Raw genomic sequence first — 23,473 nt, 5'->3', positions numbered from 1 at the left:
GCTTCACCGTGGATAGCCACGAAAAGGGCCATCAGCCAATTTGGGTAACTGACGGTAGTAGCCTGCGGGCAGATCATCACGAATTTCTCGGATTTGTTGCTCGACAATATGGTAGTTATCCAATAACCATTCGGCAGCAGGAACTATACTATGGCCGGCTTGTAACTCAGCGGCACTGGTACGGTAGGCTGCCAGCAAGGTATTGGCATTAGCGCTAAGGCGTTGTTGCAAGGCAGGTTGGCAGTATTGTCGAAGTTGTTGCTGTAGTGCTGTAGTACTAACGATAGGTTGTGCTAATGCCAGGCTTTGGGCATGCAGCTCTAGCCTCTCGACACTAAATAACTCAGCCCTAATGGGGTTAGTTTGTTGCCATAGTTCAGCGTAAAACCAGTTGTTAACGTGCAGACGTAGCTTGATAAACGGCGATAACAGTGCGTGGTAGATATAGTGAATAGCAGTACGAATAAATGATAATACCGAAACAAACATAACAACCTGCAGCTAGTAGCATTAAGCGGGAGCGCTTAGCGTATAGTGCAATTTGTTTATTGTCGGTACGGTATCGTACATAGTGAATGGGCGGCAATAAAACATATAATCATACTGCAGCAAACACGAGATGTTTAATGCAGCACGGTTTTTAGTGTTAGCGGAGTTTGGTAATTATAAAGGTAACAAACGATCAGTTTCGGCTTTTACCACTGAGTAGCACTCGCAACTTAGCTCCTCAAGTTTAGGTCTGTCGGTAACCGTAATATGGCCTCGGCTGTAATCAATAACCCCCATTTTATGCAGGCGACCAGCGGCTTCGGTAACGCCCTCACGGCGCACCCCCAGCATGTTAGCGATAAGCTCCTGCGTCATCACCAGATGATTGTTTTTTAACCTATCGAGTGACAGCAGCAACCAGCGACACAGTTGCTGATCGATAGTATGGTGGCGATTGCAGACTGCGGTCTGCGCCATTTGCGTCATTAATGCCTGAGCGTAGTGCAGCAGTAAATGCAAAAATTCACCGTTGCGGTTAAACTCGTCTTTCATGCGTTGACCGAATAAACGGTAGGCAAAGCCTGCACTTTGCACTATTGCACGACTGGTTGTGCTGTCACCGCCCATAAACAACGAAACACCTACCATGCCGTCGTATCCGGCAACTGAAATTTCGGCAGAAGAGCCGTTTTCCATCACGTATAACAATGACACTATACAGTCGATTGGAAAATACACATAGCGCATCACATCGCCTGATTCATAAAGCACTTTACCCAACGGCATTTCTACTAAATCTAAATGGGGAAACAAACGCTGTTGCACATCGGCAGGTAGGGCATTTAACAAATGATTTTGTGCAGGTGAGTGTTTTGCTGCCATTGTGGTGTTGAAATGCATTGGCATACCAGAAGCCTGCATAACAAATAGTCCTTTTGTTGAGTGAAATTATTACTCAGTATAGTTGTATCAGCTGTTAACACTGTACGGTAGCGTACATATAATGCAAACAGCTTATTTAACCCGCATGGCATTTTTTACTGCGGTAACACCTTTAACTTCACGCGCTACGCGGACCGCAGTATTAATATCCTCGCGTGAACTGACAAAACCACTCAGCTGCACTACGCCTTTAAACGTTTCAACATTAATTTCACTTACCTTGAGTGAGGCCGTATTCAGGATGGCTGCCTTTACTTTGGTTGTTATTACAGTGTCATCGATATATTCGCCAGTGCCTTCGCTGTTATAGGTTGAGCCACAGCCCAGTAATGTCAGGCTAAAAAGGCTGAGAAAAAATAATGCGTAGATATTGCGTGTTCTCATGGAATATTACTCAGTTTGGGTGAGGTTTAAGCGTACGCTGGTTAAAAAGAGACGTCTGTACGCCAACGCACTGTCGCGCTAATAACGGTGTTTTAATTAGATTGCACGGTTTTGGCTGAGTTGTGTTGTATAGCGTACATACAAAGGCACTGTGCTGCTGCAATACTAATGCTTCTTGCACTGTAAAAAGTAGAACCCTATGTTAGAAACTATTATTGTACTACTTATAATTTTGTGGGCTTTAGGGCTGGTGTCATCTTACACCATGGGCGGTTTTATCCATCTTTTACTGGTTATCGCGCTTATTGTGGTTGCTATCCGGCTTATTCGCGGCCGCCGGATTTGATTGCCTAAAAAGGAAATTAAAATGCTGCAAGGTCGGAGTAAAATGCATCAAAACCTCTGAGCTTTGGCGGCAATCAATTTTCGTTTGTCACCTAATCTGTTTTAGCGCAAAAACTTCTGCACGAACCAGCAGCTGGCGCTGATCTGATACTGCTGCTGTTTGGCCCAGGCCAGGCCATGGCGCACCAGCTTTTCTGCCAGACCTTTACCGCGGAACTCAGCCGGGACAAAAGTATGATGAAAGTTAATGTTGTCGCCGGAAACTGCATAATCCAGTACCGCTTCGGCGCCATCCAGTTGCAATACAAAGCGCTGATGTGCTACCTGATGTTGGATCATAGTTTCTGTCATTCTTCTTCACCCACCCAGGGTGTTTGTGGTAATTGCGCCAGATGGGCGGCATAACGTTCTAAATTAAAGCTTTGCTGATGCTCTATTACATCTATCATTTCTGGCGCCAACGCACAGGCGATCAGCTCGATTGCTTCTTCGCGGCTATGGCCGGTCATGCGCAGTCGAAGCAGGGTCTCGGTAACTTGCTTTGGGTAATTATCCGCCAGTTGGTTTTCTACCACTTCAAATAACATGGCCTGGTCGAGCAGGTCGTCGTTCATATTTTTCCCAGTGTTCAATGCAAAAACGTCAGTATGGAAGAATTGCCGCCGCTTGCCAATCATCAGCAGAAAATAGCTAACGCCAATAGTATTTAACTGCCGCTTTGGCTAAGCTGGGCACAGTCAAAATAACCATACAGAACAATAACTATGCAACAACAGATCAATGGCTGGCGCGGCCGGCTGCAGACACTGGGGCCGGGCGTGCTAATGGCCACTGCCGCTATTGGTGGCTCGCATTTGGTCGCGTCGACGCAGGCCGGTGCTTTGTTTGGCTGGCAGCTGGTGTGGCTTATTTTGCTGGTCAATGTGCTGAAGTATCCGTTTTTCCGCTTTGGTGTTGAGTACACCCTAACGCGTCAGGAAAGCCTGCTGGCGGGTTACCAGCGCAAGGGCCGTGGCTATTTTTACAGCTTCATTGTATTGAATATTATTGCTGCGGTGGTCAATACCGCCGGAGTGTTGTTACTCACCGCCAGCTTGCTGCAGTACGCGCTGCCGGGCCAGTTATCCGTTACCTTATTATGCTGGCTGATTTTAGCGGCCTGTTTAGCCATTTTACTGCTGGGCCATTACAGGGCGCTGGATAATGTCGCTAAGCTGATTATGGTAGTGCTGACTATTACAACGCTAGTTGCCGCTGTTATTGCCTGGCAAAACGGCTCTCAGGCGCCGGCTGATTATGTTGGCCCGTCGCCCTGGACTTTAGCTGGTTTAGGCTTTTTGGTGGCACTAATGGGCTGGATGCCTGCACCGATTGAAATTTCGGCTATCAGTTCGTTGTGGCTAAAAGCTAAGCAGCGCCATACGCCTATCACCCGTGCTCAGGGCTTGTTTGACTTTAACCTCGGCTACTGGCTGACGGCAGTATTGGCGTTGATATTTTTATCGTTAGGGGCGCTGGTGCAATATGGTAGTGAGCAACCGATAGCGCTGGCCGGCAGCGCCTTTGCTCAGCAACTGATGCAAATGTATGCCAGCACTATTGGTGATTGGGCCAGGCCTTTGGTAGCGTTAATAGCCTTTTTATGTATGTTCGGCACTACCATTACCGTGCTGGATGGTTATGCCCGTACCTTGCATGCCTCATTCAAACAACTGGGCTGGATAAAGCACAAAGCGGCACTGAATTACTGGCTGCTGGCACAAGCCTGCTGTGGTATGGCTCTGATCTTATTTTTCAAAGCCGCACTGGCGCCGATGCTCACTTTTGCCATGACACTGGCGTTTTTAACCACGCCGGTATTTGCCTGGCTGAATTACAGCCTGATGCGCGGTGATAGCGCTATAGTGCTCAGCACGTCGCTAAAGCTGTTAAGTTGGTTGGGGCTCACTTATCTTATCGGTTTTGCGTTACTGTTTTTGGTGTGGTTTAGCGGGCTGGTTTGACGGATCTGGATATTAATCAGCATGAAACGGTTTGCTCTAAGTCAATCGTTGAAGGCATGGATGCCTGAATCGAGCCCCCAGGGAGGGGTTCACGGCGTGTTGACGTGAGCAAACCGATTCAGGCGTACATTCTTACGTGATGGTAAACAGTTACAGCGCCAGGGTTTTTTCACCACGGGCAATACCCGAGGCGCCGCTGCGCACCACTTCCATTATCGGTGTGCTGCCAAGCGCCTGGATAAAGGCATCCAGTTTGTCGCTGGTGCCTACCAGTTGAATGGTGTAAGTGGTTGGCGTGACGTCGATAATTTGGCCGCGGAAAATATCGGCGCAGCGTTTTACTTCGTCGCGCTGATTACCATTGGTTTTGACTTTTACCAGCATCAGCTCGCGCTCAATGTGCGCCGCTTCACTGATATCCGATACCTTAACCACTTCAATCAGCTTATGCAGCTGCTTGCTGATTTGCTCGATAACCTGATCATTGCCATGGGTAACCAGGGTTAACCGTGATAAGGTCGCATCGTCAGTGGGGGCCACATTAAGTGAGTCTATGTTATAGCCCCGCTGCGCAAACAGGCCCACTAAACGTGCTAAGGCGCCAGATTCGTTTTCTAGCAGAACAGAAATAATATGCCGCATGTTAAGTCCTCTCTGTCTTGCTTAAAAACATGTCGTTCATGGCACCGCCGGGTACTTGCATCGGGTAGACGTGCTCTTTCGGGTCGATATGAATATCCAAAAACACCAGTTGATCTTTCAGTGCAAAAGCGCGCTCTAATGCCGGTTGCAGTTCTTCTGGAGTTGTTACACGAATACCGACATGGCCGTAAGCTTCTGCCAGCTTGACAAAATCAGGCAAGGAATCCATGTAGGAGCTGGCGTAGCGCGATTCATAGTTCATGTCCTGCCACTGCTTTACCATGCCCAGATAACCGTTATTAAGGTTAATAATTTTTACGCCCAGGCCATATTGCTTGCAGGTGGACAGCTCCTGAATATTCATTTGAATAGAACCTTCACCGGTAACGCACACGACATCGGCATCAGGGTAATTAAGCTTAACGCCCATTGCGGCTGGCAAGCCAAAACCCATGGTGCCAAGGCCGCCGGAGTTGATCCAGCGGTTAGGTTTGTTAAACGGGTAGTACTGCGCGGCAAACATCTGGTGTTGGCCAACGTCGCTGCAAACATAGGCGTTGCCGTTAGTTATTTTGCCTAACTGCTCGATCACATACTGTGGCTTGAGTTGTGCTGCACTGGTGTCGTAACGGCCGCCATGCAAGGCGCGCCATTGATCTATTTGTTGCCACCATTGGGTTAGTGCTGCGCTGTCCAATTTTTTCTTTTTCTGTTTTAACAATGTCAACATATCTGTCAGCACCGGTTTTACCAAGCCAACAATTGGAATATGCGCATTCACCGTTTTACTGATACTGGCCGGGTCGACATCAATATGAATAATGGTGGCGTCGGGGCAGAATTTCTTCGTGTTATTGGTTACACGGTCGTCAAACCGTGCACCCACTGCCAAAATGACATCGGCATGGTGCATGGTTTGGTTGGCTTCATAACTACCATGCATGCCCAGCATACCAATGAACTGTTTGTCACCCGCCGGGTAAGCGCCCAGGCCCATCAGGGTGTTGGTTACCGGCAGATTTAATAGCTGTGCCAGTTCAGTCAGCTCATTGGCTGCGCTGCCCATAATGACCCCACCACCGGCGTATAAAATCGGTTTTTTTGCGCCCAGCAGCGCGGTAACGGCCTTTTTAATTTGGCCGCTGTGGCCCTGCTCTTTTGGTTGGTAGGAGCGCAGGCTGATGTCTGCCGGATAAAGATAAGGAAACTTTTGGTTTGGCATGGTCATATCTTTCGGAATATCCAGCACCACCGGCCCCGGCCTGCCGGTTTGGGCGATATGAAAGGCCTTTTTGATTAAATACGGAATATCTTCCGGCCTGCGCACCGACATATTGTGCTTACAAATCGGCCGCGAAATACCCAGCATATCCGTTTCCTGAAACGCATCACCGCCAATCAGGTGGCTCATTACCTGGCCGGTAAGCACTACCATCGGAATAGAATCCATATAGGCGGTGGCTATGCCGGTAACAGCATTAGTGGCGCCCGGGCCTGATGTTACCAGTACCACGCCTGCTTTGCCGCTGGCGCGGGCGTAAGCATCGGCCATATGGGTGGCTGCTTGTTCGTGACGTACCAGCACATGCTTAACTTTATTTTGCTGGAACAGGGCGTCGTAAATGTGCAATACCGCTCCGCCCGGATAACCGTAGAGGTACTCTACGCCCTCATCTGCTAGGGCGCGAATTACCATGGCGGCACCGGACAGCATTTCTGTACTGCGGTTGTGCTCGGCTGACTTATCGTCTGGCTGGGTCTGGCTGGTCATTTTTTGTATCTCATAGTTTACTGTGGCAAAGGTTACACGCCACGGCTTTGCGGGCAAAGTCGCGGGTGAATTATATAAAAACAGCATTTAGGCTGCTTTTTTGTTTGCTACGTGGACAGGCAAAACAGGCAAGGCTGTTAAACTTAAACTATGGCGCTATGGTTATTCGCTGCTGTGCAGTCATTTTTTGATGCGCAAAGATAATTTACGTGATAGGCGGCCGGATGTCGATGCTTTTTAGTCTGATTTTGCTGCTTTTGTCAGCAGTTACAAGGCTTGCAAAGCAATGACTGTGCCCACATTATAACAAATAACCGAATTTGAATTCTCCAGCACAGGATTTAGCGTTTTATGCAGCAAACAATCGTTGATGTATCACTGAATAATGCCCGTGAGGTACTGGATGCTTCTATGCAAAAACTGGTGCTGTTTCAGTTCTGGTCACCACGCAGTGAGGGCTGTAAACAGTTAAGCCCGTTGCTGGAGCGGATAGTGCAACAGTATCCGCAACAATTGCTGTTAGCGCGGGTAGATTGCGACAAAGAACCGGACCTGGCCATGCAGTTTGGCGTGCAGTCTTTGCCTACGGTAATGCTGATTAAACAAGGCCGGCCGGTAGATGGTTTCGCCGGCGTTGAAACCGAGCAGGGGATTCGCGACAAGCTGGCACCCTACTTACCCAAGCCGGAAGATGAATTGCTGGCGCAGGCAGAGCAATTGCTTGGTGCCCAAGATTACGCCGCGGCCTACCCACTGTTAAAAGATGCGCTGGCGTTAGCGCCACAGCGCGCAGAAATTAAGCTGCGGCTGGCTGACGCCGCCGTGAGTCTGGGCCAGTTACCCCAGGCGGAAGCTTTGCTTGGCGAAATAAAGCTGGCAGAGCAGGATGCGTTTTACAAAACGGTAGTAGCCAAGTTGCAACTGGCAAAAGAGGCGGCAGATACACCGGAAATTCAGGCGCTGGAAGCCGCACTGGCTGCCACGCCGGACAATAATGAATTAAAGGAGCAACTGGCAGTGCAGTATCAGGCGGTACAGCGTAGCGAAGAAGCGCTGGCATTGCTGTTAGCAGTATTGCAGCAGGATTTAAACTTTGGCAGCAGCAAAAAGTTGTATCTGGATATTTTGGCGGCCTTACCCAAAGGCGATAGTGTTGCCAGCCAGTATCGGCGCAAGCTGTATAGCTTGTTGTATTAGATTAACAACGTATCTGATGTTTACGCAGCAATTTAAGCAGTACACCGATACGCTGCAAAAATACCGGCCATTCTGGCAGATCTTGCCGTTTGCCTGTGTCGACTTACCCTGGCAGGGTACTGCCGTGCAACAGTTGTTGCAGCAGCTTACCGAGCCACAGTTGGCTGCACTTGAACAAGCCCCTGTCGCACAGCAACAGCTGTTACAGCCGTATTTTCCTGAGCTGTTTCAGCTACCTGGAACCGAAAAAGTCAGCACAAAAATAGCTGCCGCGCTGCTACCAGCCTTACCTTTTTGGTTGGAAAATGGCGTAGGCGGTCGCAAATTGCAGCAAATCTCGGCTTTGTGCCAACATTGGCCGCAGCAGCCATTGCCTGTGCTGGAGTGGTGTGCCGGTAAAGGCCATTTGGGCCGTATTCTGGCGCACCGTTTTGCTCAACCGGTAGTGAGTGTTGAATGGCAACCCAGCTTGTGTGAACAAGGTACACAATTAGCTCAGCAGTTTCAGCTGTCGCAGCAATTTATCTGCGCTGATGTGTTACAACATCCACTTAACGGCATATTGCAGCCGCAGCAGCAGGTTGTGGCATTGCATGCTTGCGGGCAGCTGCATATTAGTTTGTTGCAGCAGGTGGTAGCGACAGGTTGTCAACAGCTGCAGTTAGTACCCTGTTGCTATCACTTGATCAGTGCAGACTGCTATCAGCCGCTATCTGCAATAGCGCAACAGGCTGATTTGTTTCTGACAAAAGAGGATTTGAAGCTGGTGGTGCAGGGCCAGGTGACAGGTGGTGAGCGTACGGAGCGGCTGCGGCATACCGAGGTACTTTGGCGCCTGGCATACGACGAATTACGTAAACAGCTGACGGGCAAGCAGGCCTATCAACCGTTGGTGTCGGTAGCAAAGCATTGGTTTAGCGGCCATTTTTCTGCTTTTGCCCAGTGGGCCGCTATGCAGCATGGCTTAATGCTACCCCCGCAAATAGATTGCGAAGAATATTTACAACGGGCGCGAATGAGGCTGGAGCTGGTTAAGAAAATCCAACTGGTACGGAATTTGTTTCGCCGGCCGCTAGAGTTATGGCTGGCATTGGATAAAGCCGTTTTTTTACAGCAACATGGCTACAGCGTCAGCCTGACAGAGTTCTGTGAGTACCGGCTCACACCGCGCAACCTGTTACTACAGGCCAGTAAAACTGTTGATACTGGCCGGCATTAACAAGGCAACTGCGCAGTTGCCGGGTTTACAGCTTCAGCCTGGTAATACTGTGCAATGCGTTGGTCTTTAGCCTGCCAGCGCTGGTTTAACCACAGCTGAAAGTGTTGTCGAAATTGTTCATCGTTAAAATAGTCACCAATAACCTGCTGATCAACCGGTAGCACTTCAACCTGCACAACCACCCGTTTTAGCTTGCCTGTCAACATGTCCAGTGCGACATGCTGCTGGTTGTCCGGGTATAGCAGGGTAAAGTCTAAAATGGCATTAAACTGCTCGCCCATACTGGCCAGCGTAAAGGCAATACCGCCGGCTTTAGGCGGCAGTAAATACTGAAAAGGGCTACGCTTTTGCGTCCTTTTCTGCTCGGTACAGCGGGTGCCTTCGACAAAATTAATAATGGTGGTGGGCACGGTTTTAAACTTCTGGCAGGAGGCGCGCGTAGTGGCGATATCTTTGCCTTTCAGCTCGGGCCTTTTTGCCAGTTGCGCTGCGCTGTAGCGTTTCATAAACGGCATATCCAGTGCCCAGCAGCCAGTGCCCAAAAATGGCAACCATTTCAGCTGGTCTTTTAAAAAGAATTTTGGCTCGGGAATACGGCTATGCGCAACCGTGCTGACTACCGGAATATCCAGCCAGCTTTTATGGTTGGAGATAAGCAAGTACCAGCTGGATTTATCCAACGTTTGTGCACCGCTAATTTGCCAGTCGACATTATTAAACAGATTAATCAGGGCAGTATTAACGCTGGTCCAGCCACGATAACAGCCCTTGCCCGCAATGCCGGTCATGCGATGCACAACTTTAAAGGGTAGCAGCAGCTTAACAATTCCCAGCGGCGTTACAAGTAAACCCCACAGCGCCAGATTTAATGCAAACAAACTAAAACTGAACGGCAATAACAACCAACCGGGTAAAAAACTTAACATTACTGCTTAACTCCCTGTTTCAGCGTGCTCAGCTGCTGATCTTTTTCATGCCAAAGCTGATTGATCCATTGCTGGAACTGCTCACGGTACTGCACATCATTGTAGTCACCGAGCAAATCCGGCGTAATTGGTAACACCTTTATCTGCACTTTTATATCACGAACCTTGCCGGAGATATAATCCCAGAACGTAGGGATGCCAGCCGGGTAGTAAATAGTGATATCAAGAATTTTATGCAGTTGCTCTCCCATGGCCCCTAACACAAAAGCCGCCCCACCGGCTTTGGGCTTTAGCAGGTTAAGGTAAGGCGATTGTTGTTTGTCGTGTTTCTGTTTGGTAAAGCGGGTGCCTTCAACAAAATTCATGATGGCCGCCGGTTTAAAGCGAAACTTGCGGCAAGCTTTGCGCGTGGTTTCAATGTCCTTGCCTTGTAACTGAGGGTTACGCTGCAAAAATGCTTTGCTATAACGCTTCATAAAAGGGAAGTCCAGCGCCCACCAACACAAGCCAATAATTGGCACATAAATCAGCTCTTTTTTCAAAAAGAACTTAATAAATGGAATTTTGCGGTTAAACACTTTTTGCAGTACCAGAATATCGGCCCAGGACTGATGGTTAGCCAATACCAAATACCAGTCTTTGCGCGAAAGCGTGTCCAAGCCTGATATCTGCCAGCGAATGCGGGTAAACACACGGGTAGTAAAGTTGTTTACGCTGATCCACGACACTGCACAGGCGTCAAGCAGGTAGGTCATCCAGCTTTGCCAGCGCGGAATGGGCGGCAACTTCAGCAGAGCTAACAGCATTACCGGCACAAACCAGAACAGCGTATTAATGATGTACAACAGTAAAGAGACTGCGCCGATAAGTGGGCGTGGCAAAAAATGTAGCATAAATAGTACCTGATATCTGTTACCGGCGGTCTAAGGGCCGGCAAAAATAATAACAGCAGGCGAGCCTGCTGTTAACACATCCGATCAGCTACCAGTTTACCTTAATCTTCGAAATAGGTGTAACCGTAAACGCCGGCTTTAAGCTCATCCAGCAGCTCATCCTTGCGGCCATCTTCCATATCCAGTTTTGCCAGCTGTTTAGTGTAAGAAGCAATCAGCTTTTTCGCATCAAACTGCACATAACGCAGCACATCGGCTACGGTATCGCCTTTGATGATATTGGTCAGTTTGTAGCTGCCATCTTCCGTCAGCTCAACATGCACAGAGTCGGTATCACCGAACAGGTTATGCAGGTCGCCCAGTATTTCCTGATAAGCACCCACCATAAACATACCCAACAGGTATTGCTCGTCTTCTTTATAAAGCGGAAGTGGCAAGCTCGACTCGATACCATTGCCGTCAGCATAGCTTTTTAGCTGGCCGTCAGAGTCACAGGTAATATCCTGAATAATGGCGCGATGGTTTAATGGTTCGTTCATCCGCTCCAGTGGCATAACCGGAAATAACTGATCAATACCCCAGGCATCAGGCATCGACTGGAACAGCGAAAAATTAACAAATAGCTTATCAGCCAGTTTCTCGTTTAGTTCATCGTGAATAGAACGGTGCGAGCGGGCAGTTAAATCTAAGTGCGCTTTTACTTTGTTAATGGTGGCAAAGTAAATTTGCTCCAATAACGACCAGTCTTTTAGTGTCAATAAACCATGTACATACTGGGCATGGGCATCGGTAAAGTAGTGCACGGCATCGTGGTAAGCTTCTATGGCGGTGCGCGGCGTTACGTTTTGGTAAGCTTCCCACAGGCCAAGAATAACCGTCGGTGAGTCTTCACTTGGCTCCGGCAGATTAACCAGACCCGGCGCCCGCTCAATATCTATGGCGTCAGTTACCAAAACCGCATGGTGTGCTGTCATGGCGCGGCCAGATTCGGTAATAATGTTCGGGTGTGGCAGGTCATACTCGTCACACACTTCTTTTAAACCATTCACCACGTTACGGGCATATTCGTACATGGTATAGTTCATTGAACAGGCTGAGCGTGATTTAGAGCCTTCGTAGTCAACACCTAAACCACCACCAACATCCACCGTCGTAATTGGTACGCCAAGGGTGCGCAGTTCAGCATAGTGGCGGGCACATTCACGAATAGCATTATGAATATCGCGGATATTGGCAATTTGCGAGCCGATATGAAAATGCACCAGCTGCAGTAAGTCCAGCTTGCCGGCATCACGCAGCACGTCAATGGCCTGCAACACCTGTGTGGCGGTTAAACCGAATTTACCTTTTTCCCCACCGGTATTTTGCCATTTGCCTTTGCCCACAGAGTTTAAGCGAATGCGGATACCGATACGCGGCGCCGCGCCTAAATTATCAATTTCGCGCAGCAGGGTTTTCAGCTCAGACAGTTTTTCTACCACCACATACACGGTGTGGCCCATCATGTCGCCGATAGTGGCTAAGCGCAGAAACTCACTGTCTTTATAACCATTACAGACTATTTGCAGTGGCTGTTCGGTAACGCCCAAAATCGCCATCAGCTCCGGCTTACTACCGGCTTCCAGACCGACTTTGCCGCTGTCATGGCTGATCAGCCGTTTTACTACCGAGAACTGCTGGTTTACTTTAATTGGATACACGGCCGTGTATTGGCCTTGGTAGTCTTTCTCGGCTTTAGCGCGCTGAAACGATTTAATAAGCGTGTCAACACGGTGTTGCAGGATATCAGTAAAACGCACCAGTACAGGCAGCGTTAAGCCTTCTTCTTTAAAACGGGCAGTGAGCTCAGGAAAACTGATGCCTTTTTTGCTGTGATCCTGATCCGGATAAGCGACCAGATCGCCCTCAGCATTAACATCAAAATATCCTTCACTCCATACTGCTACGTTGTAGATAGAGCGTGCTTTTTCAGTACCCCAGTCGGCCATTGTCGTTCCTTTAAAATTAAGTTGGCTATAGTTTAAGGCTTATACGGTTCAGCTGCAGCAAAAAACACGAAAAACAGAAAAAATTTGAGTGTAACGGCACTAAAAGGCACAATACGCGCCCTGTTACAGCGAGGGGATAACTATGTCTGGTTTTAAGAACAATTGGTACACCGAAATATTCGCCGCCAGCGGCAGCGCTTTTGGCTTGCAGGTCACAAAAAAGCTGGACGAAGTACAGTCACCATTTCAGAAGATTGAAATGTACGAAACCAGCCACTTTGGCAATTTAATGGTGATAGATGACGTTATCATGCTCAGCAGCCGGGATAATTTCTTATACCACGAAATGCTAAGTCACCCTGTGCTTTTTACTCACACTAACCCGAAAAACGTGGTGATTATCGGCGGCGGTGACTGCGGTACCCTTCGTGAAGTGTTAAAACATCCAAGCGTAGAAAGTGTAACGCAAATCGACATCGACGAGCAGGTTACCCGCATGGCCGAAAAGTACTTCCCTGAGTTATGCGCTTCAAACAGTGATCCGCGAGCGACGCTGAAATTTGATGATGGCATTAAGTATATGCGTGAAGCAGCAGCGGAATCTATCGATGTGATTATCGTTGATTCAACCGATCCAATAGGCCCGGGCGAAGGATTATTTAATCGCGCTTTTTATGACAGTTGCCGTAAAGCGCTGCGCCAGGGCGGTATTTTGGTGCAGCAAAGCGAATCACCACTTATTCATATGCCACTGTTAAAAGATATGCGAAGTGCCATGCAGGATGCTGGTTTTGCCGCACTGCAAACCTTGTTATTCCCACAAATGGTTTATCCGTCCGGTTGGTGGACCTGCACGCTGGCGCGCAAAGACGCGGGCTTTGAAGGTTTCCGCGAAGCTGATGCGGCTGCAGCACCGTTTAATACAGAGTATTACAATGTTGACGTGCACAAAGCCGCATCGGCCTGGCCTAATTTTATGAAGAAAGCACTGCTAGGCTAGTTCAGTGACATTAGCTGTGGGCTGTAAAAATAAATGTGCAGGTTAACTTGCGGTTTTGGCAAGCTTTCTGTACATTTATTGTTCATAAGTGGGGTGGCAAATGAAGAAATTATCTTACCTGTTGTTTTTCAGTGCTTTTTCCATTCAGGCTCAGGTGTACAAATGCGAGCGTAATGGCGTAGTGGAATTTAGCCAGTTTCCCTGCGCGGCAGAAGCTGAGCAATTAGATATGCGCCCTATTGGTACGGCAACGCCAGGTAGCAGGGGCGAGTTTCGTCAGCAGGTCGATGCATTAAAACGTCAAGGTCGCTTTGTTGAATATCAAATTACGTCACTGGAACAACAAAAACAGCAACAAGCTGATGAGTTAAAGGCGCAGTTATATAAACTGCGGCGCAGCTTCCCCAGAGCAGAAGAACTGGTAGCATTGCAGCAAAGAATAGATCGCTTAGAGCAGCAGTTCGATGAGAAAATTGCCGCTGAAAAAACAAAGCTGGTGGGTTTAAAGCAAAAAACCAACAACTTAGAACGGCAATACGCGCAAAATTAAACGCTTAATACGATGTAAAACAGCCCCGCTTATGCGGGGCTGTTTATTGTTAGCGGGTTACTTTTTTACAAACTAAACGAGGCTCGTAAATACCAGTACCGGCTGCCTGGCATGTCATAGGTTGAAGGGTCATAGCCATTGAGCGAGCAAGATAAACACACTGGCGGCTCTTTGCCAAACAGGTTATTTACGCCGAAACTTAACTGCATACCTGATAACACAGCATCAGTGCGCCAACTTAGCTGAGCATCGTGGTAAGTGGTGCTACCAAGTCGATTTTGGCCTACTTTCGGGTTGTTACGGCAAATGGCAAAGCTGGCTGCGTCGCCACAGTCTTCTTCCAGATCACTGGTGTAGCGAATAGTCCAACTGGCTTGCCAGGCGTCCAGCTTCCAGTTTAATGCTAAGTTGCCGCTCCACTCCGGAATAGCAGAATTATTAACTTCAATACCAACTGTCTTGGGTTGCCGTTGGCCGTTGGCATCTAAGACTGTGTAATCTTCAACCAGAGTAGCACGCAGTTTCACATCAAATTGACCGAATTCGGTTTGCGGCAACAACCAGCCGATATCAAAGTCCAGACCTGAAGTGTCAATACTGCCGATGTTAGTCAGCACGTTGTTAAACTGATCGATAGCTCCGAGCTGGTTGCGGCCAATACCATTACAAAAAGTATCCGACAGGGTTTGTACACACAAGTTCAGCTGTGTCTGTGCATCCAATGCCTGAATTGCCCCTTTAAGTTCATGCTGATACCAACTTACGCCGATATCCAATCGTGCAGACCAGGCAGTCGCAACGGCAAGTTCCGGGCTGAACACCATGCCCAGGTTATAGCTGGTAGAGGTTTCGGGTGCCAGATCGCGGTTACCACCTGTGACAACGCTGATTTGCGGGTTGGGTTGCTGATAATTTGCCGGCACGCCTAAGCTTGCGCAATTTGCTGCCAACCCGGCGACAGGCTGTGAACAGGGATCTGACAGTACCGCATCGAAACCGCTTGCCGAACCGAATAACTCGCCAATGTTCGGCGCCCTGAAGCCCTCCGACCAACTACCGCGAAACAACAATTCGTCTTGCATTAACCAGCGAAAGCCGACTTTGCTGGTGGTTTCACTGCCAAAGGTTGAGTAATCCGAGTAACGACTGGCAAGGCTTAAATCTAGTTCTTTGGCAAGTACCAGGTCTGCCAGTAAGGGTACGTTAACCTCTATAAACAGCTCGTTTACATTGAGTGAGCCTGTTGTCGGCAAGGAAGCGACACCGTTGTATTCGCCCGCTACTGTCAATGCATCCGGATTGTATTCACCGGTATATTTGCGGTATTCCCAGCCTGAGGCGAAGCTGAGTGCGCCGGCCGGCAACTCAAGCAGATCACCAGTGATGTTGGCAGAGTACAAACTTAGTTTGTTTTCGCTGGTATCGCGTACCACAGGTCTAATGTAGTCAAACATAGCCGGGGTAATGCTACCAGCGCCAAAGATGTTTAGCGGTACGCAGGCAGGATCTGCCTGACAGGCTGCCAGCGGACCTAAAGCTGTGGCAATACGCCTGGCATTATAACTGCCAAAGTTATCCTGTTTTGCCCGGTTGGTGCTGTAAGCCGCGTTGATATCCCAATAAAACAGTTGCCCAGCCAGTTCAAACTGGCTTTCAATGCCACTACCAAGGTAAAAAGTATCGACGTTTTGCTCAAAACGGCGCGGGCCACCTTCAACCGGACGACGGCCGCCGAGAATTAAATTCGGATTAGCACCCGATGCCACAAGGTCAAAACCAAAAGGGTTGTAAGGATTGTCGGCGGCAATAGTGAGATTATCCAGCCAAAAGTTACTGGGTACTGCGGTACCGATAAACATCGGTTCCGGTGCGGCCTGGTTGACACTATTGCGCTGGTTGTATAATGCTCGCATATACCAATGAGTATCAGTGCTAAATTCGTAACGTTGCTGCCCATAAAGTGAAATACGTTTATTCGGTGTTTGCAGTAAGTTATAGCTGGCGTAGTTAAAGCGGTCATTAGTGGTAAAGCAGTGAAAATCGTCTGTTCTTGAGCAACTGTTACCAAGTGCTGGGTCATAAGTCGGGCTGGTTACACCGGCGTTAGGTACTAAATCCAGTGTAAAGCCAGTATTGGGATCGGTAATGATAAAACGGCCGGCGGGGATAGCAGAGCTACCAAAAGCTAAACCGGTGCCGGGCACCGGTAAGCTGGACTGCGCCCGGGTGCTGGCAAATACAGACTTTTGCTCGTTGTAACTGGCAGCCATAAAGTAGCTATGTTTGTCGCTTTCGCCACCAAAGCTAAGTTCAAAGGTCGTGGTATCACCGTCGCCTTTACTGAATTGACCAAAGCTGGTACTAAGTGTTGCGCCGGTTGCGGCACGGCGGGTGATAATGTTGACTACGCCGGCAATGGCGTCGGAGCCGTAAATAGATGAGGCACCGTCTTCCAATACTTCGATACGCTCAACAATTGCCAGCGGTATGGTGTTTAAATCTACAACACCGCCAACACCTGAAGCAGAGCTCTCATTAACCCAGCGAATACCGTCTACCAGAACCAACACGCGTTTAGCGCCCAAATGGCGCAAATCGACTGTGGTTGCGCCGGCCCCAACGCCGCCGCCATCTGGTGGAAAGCCGAAGTTACCGCTGGAGTTAAATTTTGTATTAAGCGCTGAACCCGAGGCAGTTATATTTTGAATAATGTCACCGATTGAAGACAGGCCCGAGCGATCTATTGCATCACGGTCCAGTATTTGTACCGGGCTGCGACCTTCAAGCTCAGTCTGCTTAATCCGGCTGCCGGTAACTTCGATGCGTTCCACACTTTTATCAGCAGTGTTGTCCTGCGCCTGGATTTGAGGCGTTGTTAATGCCAGTGCACTTAGCACAGCAATAGATAGCGTAGAGTAATAAATGCGCATGCAGTATTCCTTATAATTGTTGTTTGAATAACTGCTGACATCTTGCCTGACGTATCCTGGTAGCCAGGCAACTAGCAGCGAAATGAGCTTATCGCCGATAAGTTCAGGCAAAAGCTTAGCTAAGAGTTTGTATTTTGTAAAAAATTAATAATTTAAATGTTTTTATTGTGTGTTGGTAGGTGAGATGTATGGTGAGGCAGTTTTTAAACTGTTTTGTTAATGGCTCAAATAAGCCAAAGCCGGGAAAATTGACAAGCAATCTTCCACGGCTTTGATAATCAGCTTTTGCAGTAGCATTACTTAACGATTACGACAGGCCTGAGTTCGGCATTCATCGTTTAATTCCAGCAATGATCTGCTTACGGTGTTTTTATAGCCGTGATTATCAGTCACTTCCAGCGATACTTCATAGCGTGAATACCACTTGCCATTTCGGTATTCAGATTGGATGTGCGGCAGCGATATGCTCGCTGAACTGCTTGCCACACTGCCGTTCACTATCCAACGATAATTTACTATCGAACCATCATAATCGCGGGCAGAACTTGTTAATACAAAGGATCCTGCTCGTGGAGAAACGCTAAAGCCAGAAACGGGTTTATATTTGCATTGTTGTGATGTGACTTGTTCCATTCTGATGAAAGGTAAAGTTGCGCTACAACTGAATCTGCCGTAGTAACCACCAATGGTGGTAAAGTCAGACACCTGTACAAAGGGGGACAGTGTTTCGAAGAAATATTCAGAAAGCTGACGAGTTTCACCGTTGTGAGTCACACTACATTGAGCCCAGCCGCCATAGATAGGTACATTAGTGGTGGTGGTTGTACAATCCACCGGCTCACCAAAAGGGGTTGCAGTGGCCATGGAAGAGGACAGCGTAAGCGCGCCAAGTAACAGTACCGAGAATGTTTTTTTCATTACTTTTCCTTGATTTATTCGTTTTGTATTGGGTTTATTATTGCGACATAAATTGCTTTATGCCGCTTAAAAATAAACCACTTTTAAACACAAATAAAACAAAATATCTTAATTTTACATCCCGTTAAAGCTCCGTGTAATAACATACAGGTCAATGCATGTTAGATCGCGGGCACAACAGTGCTTTATCTGATCTGATTCGCAAGTGGCTTATTGCACTATCGGCTCGATATGAATTTCTACCCGGCGGTTTTGCGCCCGGTTTGCATCCGAATTGTTGGGTACCGCAGGGTAGTTTGGGCCATAGCCCTGGGTTTCAATGCGGATAGGTTGCACGTTTTGCGCAACCAAATATTGTTTTACGCTGTTTGCCCGGCTTTGAGACAGATTCATATTGTACTGATAAGGGCCAGTATCATCGGTATGGCCGGCAATAACCAGCATGGTTTTTTCATAGTCACGCAGTACTTTGGCAATATCATTAAATACCGGATACAGGTTAGAGCGAATATCTGAGCGGTTAACATCGAACGTTAACTGAGCTGGAATATCTAATCGCAGTTTGTCGCCATCGCGGATCACATTAACACCACTGCCGCTAAGTTCTTCGTTCAGCGCTTTTTCCTGTTTATCCATGTAGCTACCAACGGCAGCACCGGCCAGAGCGCCTACTGCAGCGCCAATCACCAGACGCTTATCTTTATGGTTGCCGGTGGCCTTACCGGCAACAGCTCCTAACACGGCGCCGATAGCAGCACCTTTGCCGGTGTTGGAGTACTCATTTGTTGCACATCCCGCCAGGGTCAGACTGGCCGACAGCACGCCAACAACAAATACTGAATAACGCATAGGTGAACTCCTTAATCATTTTTTGCAGCTTAACGTAGCTAACTGAATTACTGCTGAACTATAAATGTTTGTCATTGTTTACATATTATGTAAATTATTTGATTGTTACTTCATATTCACATTGACTGTTTTTTTCAGTATTGTACTAGGGTTTAGCATTCTGGCGGATTGGCCGGAAAAGGCAATAAAGGAATACATAATGACAAGAGCGGCGCGCTTTTTATTGTTAGTGACTGCAGCCATGCTGGCACAGCCTGCAGTGGCTGACGTATATAAATGTACCGACAGCAGCGGTGAAGTGGTGTTTCAGGGAGACCCATGCCGCGCGGGTGAAGAGGTAAAACTAGACATTCGTTTTGCTGAACAGCAGCGTCAGGAAGTAGAGCAGCTGATCGTCGGCAGCTGGTGTGAAATAGGCACTTCAACCGTGGCGGGCGGTAGTGTACAACAAGATACGGCTATGCGTAAAACCTGGGTTTTTACCGAACGTTTAATGGTGCAGCAAATTAGCCAGGGGCAGCGTCAGGATACGTTCCGCTATCCGATAAGACAGAGCCCGGGCTCATTTGTGGTTGATCATCCGGCGTTTGGCAGTGGCCAGGTAAATTGGCAAGTGCGTACCTTAACGGATAATCAGTTGGTCATTTCTGCCTATGGCGGTTTTACCCACCTGACAGCGGGCGATTGCGACTTAATCATGGCCAGCACTCAAAATTAAATAGACATATAGACGCCCAAACTTTAAGCTGCTGCCAGTACATTATGTAGGCAGGTAATCTATGTTGAATTCAGCCTGGCGGCGCATTGTTATCAAGGTTGGTAGTGCGCTGATCTCCCCTGATGCTAAAGGGTGTTCTACCCGCTATTTGTTGGCAATTGCCCGTTTTATCAGTGAATGCCGTCAACAAGGGACAGAAGTGGTGCTGGTGTCGTCCGGCAGTGTGGCAGCTGGCCGTTCAGCAATCGCTTTTGTGCATCAACCGCTTTCGATCAATATCAAGCAAGCCATGGCGGCAGTGGGCCAAACACAAATGATGGCGACCTGGAGCAACCTGTTTGATTTTCGTTGTGCGCAAATTCTGCTAACACATGATGATTTAGCCGACCGGCGCCGTTACCTGAATATCGACAATACGCTACGTACCTTGCTGACCAATCAGGTGCTGCCTATCGTAAACGAAAACGACAGCGTGGCCACGGCTGAGCTTAAAGTGGGTGATAACGATAACCTGGCGGCAATGGTGGCGGTACTGGTAGATGCCGATGCACTGATTATTTGCTCGGATATTGATGGTTTGTACAGTGCCAATCCCAGAACTGTGCCGGATGCGCAGTTTATTCCCCGGGTAGAACAGATTAACGCGGCAATATATGCTATGGCGGGTGGTAGCCATCACGCTATTGGCACTGGTGGCATGCTGACTAAAATTCAGGCAGCAGAAAAAGCCACTAAACTGGGTGTCGATACGTTGATTATCAACGGCCAGAAAGCTGAAAGCTTTGATAGGTTGTTGCGCGGTGAGCAGGCAGGCACCTTGTTTTTGCGGCAACAGGATAGGCTTAGCGCAAAAAAACATTGGTTGCTTAACAGCTTAAAAAGCCAGGGTAGTATTGTGCTCGACAGTGGTGCGGTGCAGGCCTTGCTACACAAAGGCGCATCGTTGCTGGCAAAAGGCGTTACCGCAGTAAATGGGCGCTTTGATAAAGGTGATGCCATCTGGTTGTGTGACAGTGGCGGTAAACAATTGGCCAAAGGTATTTGTCAGTACAGCGCGACTGAGCTGCAGTTAATCAAAGGCTTACACAGCCAACAAATTGCTGATACGCTGGGTTTTTGTCCCAGTGAGGAAGTGGTGCACCGGGATGATATTGCGCTGACAAGCTGAGGGCAGGTGGCGAATGAAAATTGCGGTAATTGGCGGTGGCATTAATGGCTTAAGCAGTGCCTGGCAGTTAGCGCTGGCCGGATATGATGTCAGCCTGTTTGAACGCGACAGCCTGATGCAGGCCACTAGCGCTGCTTCATCAAAATTGTTACATGGTGGCTTGCGCTATCTGGAACAAGGCGAGTTTCGCCTGGTGCGCGAAGCACTGCAAGAGCGACGCTGGTGGCTGAAAAAAGCGCCGCAACTCACACGCCGGTTACCTATCTTATATCCGCTTTATAACGATTCGCGCCGTGCCCGTTGGCAGTTGAAAATAGGCTTGTGGTTGTACGATACGTTTGCTGGCCGCAAAGGTATTGGCCGCCATCGCTGGCTGACGGCAGCGCAAGCGCTGCGTTGCTCACCGCAGCTAAAAGCAGCGGGCTTAACCGGCGCGTACCTGTTTTTTGACGGCCAAATGGATGATCAAAAGCTGGGGCTGTGGATGGCACAGCAATGTCGCAAAGCCGGCGTGCAGTTGTTTGAGCACAGCCCGGTGCAGCAAGTAGCGGCTGATGGCCGCGTGTTGCTTAGCAATGGTTGGCAACAATTTGATCGGGTGGTTAATGTCGCGGGTCCCTGGAGCCAGCAATTGCTGAAACAGTCGGAATTGGTGCAGCAACCGCTGGATTTAGTACGCGGCAGCCATTTAGTGTTGCCGGCGATAAGCCGCTACGGCCATATGCTGGAAGTGCCGGGTGAAGCGCGTATTGTGTTTGTGTTGCCGTATCAGGGCAATACTCTGCTCGGTACTACTGAAGTACGCCAGCAATTGGCTGAGCCGATTAAGTGCTCTGCTGTCGAGCGTGATTATTTGCTGGGCGTGTATAACCATTATTTCCAACCGCAAGCTGATGCTACAACCGTGTTAGCCAATTTTGCCGGCGTGCGGCCATTGCTGGGAGGCAGTGCAAATGCCAGTAAAGCCAGTCGTGAGTACCAACTTAACTGGCAGGGCCAAGTGCTAACGGTGTCTGGCGGTAAATGGACCACTGCCCGCGCGCTGGGTAAAAGTGTTGCAGCGCAAATTACTCAGTCGGTAAGCCAGGGCAGAGGTTGAACTATCATAAACTTGGCGCGTTACAACGTAATGGCCAGAATTTTGGAGCGACGCTGATAGTTATACAGCTGTTTTTTCTGCGCAGGTAAATCATCAACTGTCAGTAGTTCAAAGCCATGTTCTAAAAACCAGTGGATGCTGCGTGTGGTTAAGGCAAATAGTTTACTGTACTTCCGTTGCCGCGCTTGCTGAATAACGGCCTTAAGTAAAACGCTGCCGCGGTCTGCATCACGGTAATCCGGATGCACAGCTAAACAGGCAAATTCACCAACGTTGTCGTCCGGAAACGGATACAGCGCGGCACAACCAATTACTAAACCATCGCGCTCTATTAAACTGAACTGGTTTATTTCCATTTCCAGTTGCTCACGCGAACGCCTTACCAGCAAGCCTTGCTGCTCCAGCGGGCGGATCAAATCTAAAATACCGCCTATGTCGGAGATGGTGGCCTGACGCAGTTTCTCTGCCGACTCAGTAACAATTTGGGTGCCGATACCATCACGCGAGAACAGCTCTTGCAGCAAAGCGCCGTCTTCATCGTAACTGACCAGGTGACAACGCGGCACGCCAGCACGGCAAGCGGTAATGGCGGCATGTAAAAACGCCAGTGTGCCCGGGCAGGCATCGGGTTGTTGTTCCATCCGCAGCATAATTTGCTCGGCAGCATTGGGCATTAGCTCTGCGGTGATCTCGCCATCGGCACCCACAATACCGCCTATTTCACTAAAACCAATCATTTTGTCTGCTTTAAGTTTAACTGCGACCTGAGTAGCAATGTCCTCGGCCGTTAAATTAAAACTTTCACCGGTAACGGAGGCTGCTATTGGCCCCATCAGCACTATGCCGTTGTTGTCCAACTGACGCCGGATACCGGCAGCGTCAATACGCCGCACACGGCCGCTATGATGGTAATCTACGCCCTCATCCACGCCCAATGGTTGGGCAATAACAAAGTTGCCGCTCACCACGTTAATTTGAGCACCCTGCATTGGCGTATTGCTTAAGCTCATTGATAAACGCGCGGTAATATCCAGCTGTAGAGCACCGGCTACCTGTTTAATCAGCTGAAATGATTCATCATCTGTGACCCGCACACGGTTATGATAGGTTGGCTCCAAACCAGCCTGCTGCAGCGCAGCGTTTATTTGCGGCCGTGCGCCATACACCAACACCACTTTAATACCCAGGCTGTTCAACAGGGCAATGTCGTTGATAATGCTGCGAAAGCCGCTTTGACTAATAGCTTCGCCACCTAGCATAACCACAAAGGTTTTGCCGCGGTGTGCGTTAACATAGGGGGCTGATTGGCGAAAACCGGAAACAAGTTCAGTAGTGCGCACGGGCGTTGGGCTTCCTTCTGATAAGACCATAGTTATATAGGCCATAAAGATGGCAGCTGCATGACAAAATGCCAACTTAAGCCATATTGAGGGCGGCATTTT

General features: G+C 48.8%; 23 protein-coding genes. 9 read left to right on the top strand and 14 right to left on the bottom strand.

What is annotated here, in order from left to right:
• Window positions 1-3: 3 nt before the first annotated feature.
• The 3 genes from ACYVIC_RS14170 to ACYVIC_RS14160 form a co-directional block, all read right to left on the bottom strand.
• Window positions 4-489, bottom strand: a complete 486-nt coding sequence (locus tag ACYVIC_RS14170; protein WP_460860975.1) for a hypothetical protein — start codon at window positions 487-489, stop codon at window positions 4-6.
• Between the two features lie 174 nt (window positions 490-663).
• Window positions 664-1,410 (bottom strand): Crp/Fnr family transcriptional regulator, encoded by a 747-nt coding sequence (locus ACYVIC_RS14165; RefSeq protein ID WP_460860973.1) that lies wholly within the window; start codon window positions 1,408-1,410, stop codon window positions 664-666.
• A gap of 93 nt (window positions 1,411-1,503) precedes the next feature.
• Entirely contained in the window at window positions 1,504-1,815 is a 312-nt protein-coding gene (locus ACYVIC_RS14160) for a BON domain-containing protein (protein ID WP_460860971.1), read from the bottom strand.
• Between the two features lie 199 nt (window positions 1,816-2,014).
• Between ACYVIC_RS14160 and ACYVIC_RS14155 the strand changes: the two genes are divergently transcribed.
• The gene (locus ACYVIC_RS14155; RefSeq protein WP_335735761.1) at window positions 2,015-2,161 is read left to right on the top strand and encodes a lmo0937 family membrane protein; all 147 of its coding nucleotides are present in this window, start codon (window positions 2,015-2,017) and stop codon (window positions 2,159-2,161) included.
• 101 nt (window positions 2,162-2,262) lie between these two features.
• Here ACYVIC_RS14155 and ACYVIC_RS14150 read toward each other — a convergent pair whose 3' ends face one another.
• Together ACYVIC_RS14150 and ACYVIC_RS14145 are read right to left on the bottom strand one after the other, a co-directional pair.
• Window positions 2,263-2,511, bottom strand: a complete 249-nt coding sequence (locus ACYVIC_RS14150) for a GNAT family N-acetyltransferase (protein ID WP_460860969.1) — start codon at window positions 2,509-2,511, stop codon at window positions 2,263-2,265.
• Window positions 2,508-2,774 (bottom strand): hypothetical protein, encoded by a 267-nt coding sequence (locus tag ACYVIC_RS14145; protein ID WP_460860967.1) that lies wholly within the window; start codon window positions 2,772-2,774, stop codon window positions 2,508-2,510. The genes ACYVIC_RS14150 and ACYVIC_RS14145 overlap by 4 nt, the downstream gene beginning before the upstream one ends.
• A gap of 150 nt (window positions 2,775-2,924) precedes the next feature.
• Here ACYVIC_RS14145 and ACYVIC_RS14140 point away from each other — a divergent pair, with 150 nt between their 5' ends.
• Window positions 2,925-4,163, top strand: a complete 1,239-nt coding sequence (locus ACYVIC_RS14140; protein WP_460860965.1) for an NRAMP family divalent metal transporter — start codon at window positions 2,925-2,927, stop codon at window positions 4,161-4,163.
• Window positions 4,164-4,313: 150 nt separating this feature from the next.
• On the opposite strand, the gene ilvN is transcribed toward ACYVIC_RS14140, so the two are convergent.
• Together ilvN and ACYVIC_RS14130 are read right to left on the bottom strand one after the other, a co-directional pair.
• On the bottom strand, window positions 4,314-4,805 hold the full coding sequence (gene ilvN / locus ACYVIC_RS14135; protein ID WP_460860963.1) for an acetolactate synthase small subunit: 492 nt from the start codon (window positions 4,803-4,805) through the stop codon (window positions 4,314-4,316).
• Between the two features lies 1 nt (window position 4,806).
• Window positions 4,807-6,576, bottom strand: coding sequence for an acetolactate synthase 3 large subunit (locus tag ACYVIC_RS14130; RefSeq protein WP_460861298.1), 1,770 nt, complete (start codon window positions 6,574-6,576; stop codon window positions 4,807-4,809).
• 351 nt (window positions 6,577-6,927) lie between these two features.
• Between ACYVIC_RS14130 and ACYVIC_RS14125 the strand changes: the two genes are divergently transcribed.
• Together ACYVIC_RS14125 and ACYVIC_RS14120 are read left to right on the top strand one after the other, a co-directional pair.
• The gene (locus ACYVIC_RS14125) at window positions 6,928-7,773 is read left to right on the top strand and encodes a co-chaperone YbbN (RefSeq protein WP_460860961.1); all 846 of its coding nucleotides are present in this window, start codon (window positions 6,928-6,930) and stop codon (window positions 7,771-7,773) included.
• A gap of 16 nt (window positions 7,774-7,789) precedes the next feature.
• Window positions 7,790-8,992, top strand: coding sequence for a methyltransferase (locus ACYVIC_RS14120; protein ID WP_460860960.1), 1,203 nt, complete (start codon window positions 7,790-7,792; stop codon window positions 8,990-8,992).
• Here ACYVIC_RS14120 and ACYVIC_RS14115 read toward each other — a convergent pair.
• The 3 genes from ACYVIC_RS14115 to speA all read right to left on the bottom strand — a co-directional run bounded on the left by ACYVIC_RS14115 (window position 8,989) and on the right by speA (window position 12,799).
• Complete coding sequence (locus tag ACYVIC_RS14115; protein ID WP_460860959.1) at window positions 8,989-9,918, bottom strand: acyltransferase; 930 nt, start codon at window positions 9,916-9,918, stop codon at window positions 8,989-8,991. The two genes, ACYVIC_RS14120 and ACYVIC_RS14115, sit on opposite strands and share 4 nt — an antisense overlap.
• Entirely contained in the window at window positions 9,918-10,811 is an 894-nt protein-coding gene (locus ACYVIC_RS14110; protein ID WP_460860957.1) for an acyltransferase, read from the bottom strand. Before ACYVIC_RS14110 ends, ACYVIC_RS14115 begins: the two co-directional genes overlap by 1 nt.
• Before the next feature lie 101 nt (window positions 10,812-10,912).
• Window positions 10,913-12,799 carry a biosynthetic arginine decarboxylase gene (speA, locus tag ACYVIC_RS14105; protein WP_460860955.1) on the bottom strand — a complete coding sequence of 629 codons (1,887 nt, stop codon included), beginning with the start codon at window positions 12,797-12,799 and terminating at the stop codon, window positions 10,913-10,915.
• Between the two features lie 142 nt (window positions 12,800-12,941).
• Here speA and speE point away from each other — a divergent pair, with 142 nt between their 5' ends.
• Together speE and ACYVIC_RS14095 are read left to right on the top strand one after the other, a co-directional pair.
• A complete protein-coding gene (gene speE, locus ACYVIC_RS14100; RefSeq protein WP_460860953.1) occupies window positions 12,942-13,799 on the top strand; it encodes a polyamine aminopropyltransferase in 858 nt (285 codons plus the stop codon).
• Between the two features lie 100 nt (window positions 13,800-13,899).
• Complete coding sequence (locus tag ACYVIC_RS14095; protein ID WP_460860951.1) at window positions 13,900-14,349, top strand: DUF4124 domain-containing protein; 450 nt, start codon at window positions 13,900-13,902, stop codon at window positions 14,347-14,349.
• Between the two features lie 65 nt (window positions 14,350-14,414).
• On the opposite strand, the gene ACYVIC_RS14090 is transcribed toward ACYVIC_RS14095, so the two are convergent.
• From ACYVIC_RS14090 to ACYVIC_RS14080, 3 genes are all read right to left on the bottom strand, one after another.
• Window positions 14,415-17,279 carry a TonB-dependent receptor domain-containing protein gene (locus ACYVIC_RS14090; RefSeq protein ID WP_460860950.1) on the bottom strand — a complete coding sequence of 955 codons (2,865 nt, stop codon included), beginning with the start codon at window positions 17,277-17,279 and terminating at the stop codon, window positions 14,415-14,417.
• A gap of 300 nt (window positions 17,280-17,579) precedes the next feature.
• On the bottom strand, window positions 17,580-18,197 hold the full coding sequence (locus ACYVIC_RS14085) for a hypothetical protein (protein WP_460860948.1): 618 nt from the start codon (window positions 18,195-18,197) through the stop codon (window positions 17,580-17,582).
• 210 nt (window positions 18,198-18,407) lie between these two features.
• Window positions 18,408-19,046: an OmpA family protein gene (locus ACYVIC_RS14080; protein ID WP_460860946.1), complete on the bottom strand. Its 639-nt coding sequence runs from the start codon at window positions 19,044-19,046 to the stop codon at window positions 18,408-18,410.
• 199 nt (window positions 19,047-19,245) lie between these two features.
• Here ACYVIC_RS14080 and ACYVIC_RS14075 point away from each other — a divergent pair, with 199 nt between their 5' ends.
• The 3 genes from ACYVIC_RS14075 (at window position 19,246) to ACYVIC_RS14065 (ending at window position 22,031) form a co-directional block, all read left to right on the top strand.
• Window positions 19,246-19,764, top strand: a complete 519-nt coding sequence (locus ACYVIC_RS14075; RefSeq protein ID WP_460860944.1) for a DUF4124 domain-containing protein — start codon at window positions 19,246-19,248, stop codon at window positions 19,762-19,764.
• 61 nt (window positions 19,765-19,825) lie between these two features.
• Window positions 19,826-20,932: a glutamate 5-kinase gene (gene proB / locus ACYVIC_RS14070; RefSeq protein WP_460860943.1), complete on the top strand. Its 1,107-nt coding sequence runs from the start codon at window positions 19,826-19,828 to the stop codon at window positions 20,930-20,932.
• Window positions 20,933-20,945: 13 nt separating this feature from the next.
• Window positions 20,946-22,031, top strand: coding sequence for a glycerol-3-phosphate dehydrogenase/oxidase (locus tag ACYVIC_RS14065; RefSeq protein ID WP_460860942.1), 1,086 nt, complete (start codon window positions 20,946-20,948; stop codon window positions 22,029-22,031).
• A 20-nt stretch (window positions 22,032-22,051) separates the two neighbouring features.
• Here ACYVIC_RS14065 and argA read toward each other — a convergent pair whose 3' ends face one another.
• Window positions 22,052-23,371, bottom strand: coding sequence for an amino-acid N-acetyltransferase (argA, locus tag ACYVIC_RS14060; protein ID WP_460860939.1), 1,320 nt, complete (start codon window positions 23,369-23,371; stop codon window positions 22,052-22,054).
• Window positions 23,372-23,473 lie beyond the last annotated feature (102 nt).

This window comes from Rheinheimera gaetbuli (assembly GCF_054781935.1).
This window is presented reverse-complemented; position numbering and strand designations above follow the sequence as displayed.